Origin of the sequence: Aerococcus sp. HMSC23C02, from assembly GCF_001806805.1 — a bacterium.
Classification (GTDB): domain Bacteria; phylum Bacillota; class Bacilli; order Lactobacillales; family Aerococcaceae; genus Aerococcus; species Aerococcus sanguinicola.
This window is the reverse complement of record NZ_KV786043.1, coordinates 552178-554620: the sequence shown is the minus strand read 5'-3', so window position 1 is coordinate 554620 and position 2443 is coordinate 552178. Positions and strand designations below refer to the sequence as shown.

The window sequence follows — 2443 nt, the reverse complement described above, 5'->3', positions numbered from 1 at the left end:
GGATAAAGTACAAAACGGCGAAAGCCGTTCTTGACCCTCTGAAATTTAATGATCAATTTCAAAGCGGAACGGATGCTCACCTCCGCGATTTAACTTCTCTTACTGCTCCAAAATCAAGCCCACAATCTCATCTGCTGTGATGGTTCCGAAGTATTGGCTGAGGTCAAATTGCTTGAGCTGGTCGAGGAGGTCTTGGCGGCGGAGTGGGGTGCCAACCAGGGCCGATTCAATATCCGAGATGGGTTGGCTGCCGAAGAAGTCGCCGTAGATCTTGCAGTCCTTGATCCGGCCTTGTTCGATGGCCAGGCTAATGTCGAAGGTACCCCCCTTGAAGTGTTCATTGCGGTTGTATTCGAAGCGTGGAGAGGCACCAAAGATCCAATCCCAGTTGGCATATTTTTCTTCCATCATTTGGTCGATGGCTGCCCAGTCTTCATCGGTTAGTTGGTATTTTTTGATCTGGTCATAGGATTCGACGCCCGCTGTCTTCACTAGGATGAGTTCTAGGAATTCTTCACTAGTCAGGTCCTTGTATTCAGGGTCCACATAGTCGCGCAAGTTCCCGACCCGGCTGCGCACAGACTTGATCCCTTTCGACTCGATTTTTTTCTGGTTAGGACGGAGGGCATTGACCATGTTGTCCATATCCACGTCGAAGAGCAAGGAATAGCCCCCGTAGACCCGGCCATTCTTCATGGTCATAGCGGCCCCGGAAACCTTCTTGCCGTCCACCATCAAGTCGTTACGCCCACTCTTCTCGACCTGGTCAACCCCGATCTCACGAAGGATCTGCATCACGGGCTGGTACATCTTATCGAAATTGGAGAAGGCATTGGTGTCCTGGCTGTCCATCAAAAAGCAGATATTAATCTCACCCCGGTCCAGGTAAACCGTGCCGCCGCCCGTATCCCGGCGAACCATCTGAATATCATTCGCCTCCACATAGTCCATATTCACTTCTTCCATGGCGTTCTGGTAGCGACCAATCTGAACAAAAGGATCGGTCATATATGGAAAAAGAATGGGTTCGTCCAAGAAAATGTGGTTCTGGGCGTAGACCTGCATGGCCATGGCTACCGCACCATTATAGATCCACTCGCCGTCGCGTTTCATTTCAATAATATACATCTTATCGATCACTTCTTTCGTCTAAATTCTCAAGGTCTTCCAAAAGTTGGCGGATATCCGCTTCCAGCCAAATCGTTTGAGGCCGGATAGCTGGCGGAATCCGATAGTCCTTTAGGTTGACCGTTAGATAAAGGGCCTGGGGGAAGGCCTCAGTCATGGCTTGGAAGGGATGTTTAATGACCTGGGGCGCCATATAGCCGCAACCCATCTCGAGGAGCAGGATCTTTTTATCCTGATTGCGGGCTAGGAAGCTGTCATAGCGGGCTTTTTCTTCCTTGAAGGCCTGGTCTTCCACCATCCAATCCCAGTGGTTGCGCCGGTTTAATTCCATCCGCTGGCCGCATTCTGGGCACCGGGGAATCAGGTCAGCTGGCACCCTCATGTTTTCTTGACGATCCACCATTTCCACTACCAAATCATCGATCCGGTAGCGCTTGGGATGGCAACCATACATGCACTGCATGAGGATATACTTGCCCTGGACGTCGAAGACCTTGTCCGGGTCATAGTCCGCCTTCTCGAAAGCATTATCCGCGTTGGAAGTAATGATGTGGTAATTGCGCCCCTCCAAGGCCTGACGCAGACGGACATAAGATGCCCCTAGCCCCTGGTCCAAATAATTCAGCTTGACAAAACGGCTGAAGAAGGCCCAGGACTCCGCCTCGTTGGCAAAGGGAAAGACCGAAGCCTGGAACATATCCAGCCAACCGTACTTGGCAATAAAATCCGGAAAGGCATCCTGGAAGCGCGGCCCCACATAAGCGAAGCCATCCGCGGCCCCCATGCCAGCACCTACTCCCACTAAGATCGCATCAGCCTCATCCAAAGCCGCCTCTAAAAGCTCAGCCTGGGACAGCTGTCCTTGTGATTCTAAAACCTGCCAATTACTCGTCAAATTCGCCGCCTCCTTCTCTATCATACACCGTCTATTATAACGCATATGAGCGCTTTCTTCATGAATTTCTGCTTAATCTAAGTCGCTTCGCTCCAAGAGCTGAAGCTGCTCGAGACGGTGCTATGCTTTAGCCGTTGGAGCGCTAGCGACTTACGGATAAAGTACAAGACGGCTTCAACCGTGTTGATCCCCTGAATATTTAACGATCAAACTCAAGACGGAACGCATGCTTATTAGCACCATCTTTTTATTCAATACTTATTAAATACCCATTTTTTTGATTTGGCAGCAATTCAATCGTGAGCAGGAGTGGAGCGTTGAAGTTGGTCCTTAGCCATGAAAAGCAATCAAAGGGAATTACGGATCGTAGGTGTAAGCCGTACGATCCGTTTGACTCTTGCTAGGCGAGAGACCGAGGCT

General features: G+C 50.3%; 2 protein-coding genes. Both read right to left on the bottom strand.

Annotated features, from left to right (window positions below; genetic code table 11):
• Nucleotides 1-99 precede the first annotated feature (99 nt).
• A complete protein-coding gene (locus tag HMPREF3090_RS04055) occupies nt 100-1128 on the bottom strand; it encodes a lipoate--protein ligase (protein ID WP_067975309.1) in 1029 nt (342 codons plus the stop codon).
• 1 nt (nt 1129) lies between these two features.
• On the bottom strand, nt 1130-2023 hold the full coding sequence (locus HMPREF3090_RS04050; RefSeq protein ID WP_101603546.1) for an SIR2 family NAD-dependent protein deacylase: 894 nt from the start codon (nt 2021-2023) through the stop codon (nt 1130-1132).
• Nucleotides 2024-2443 lie beyond the last annotated feature (420 nt).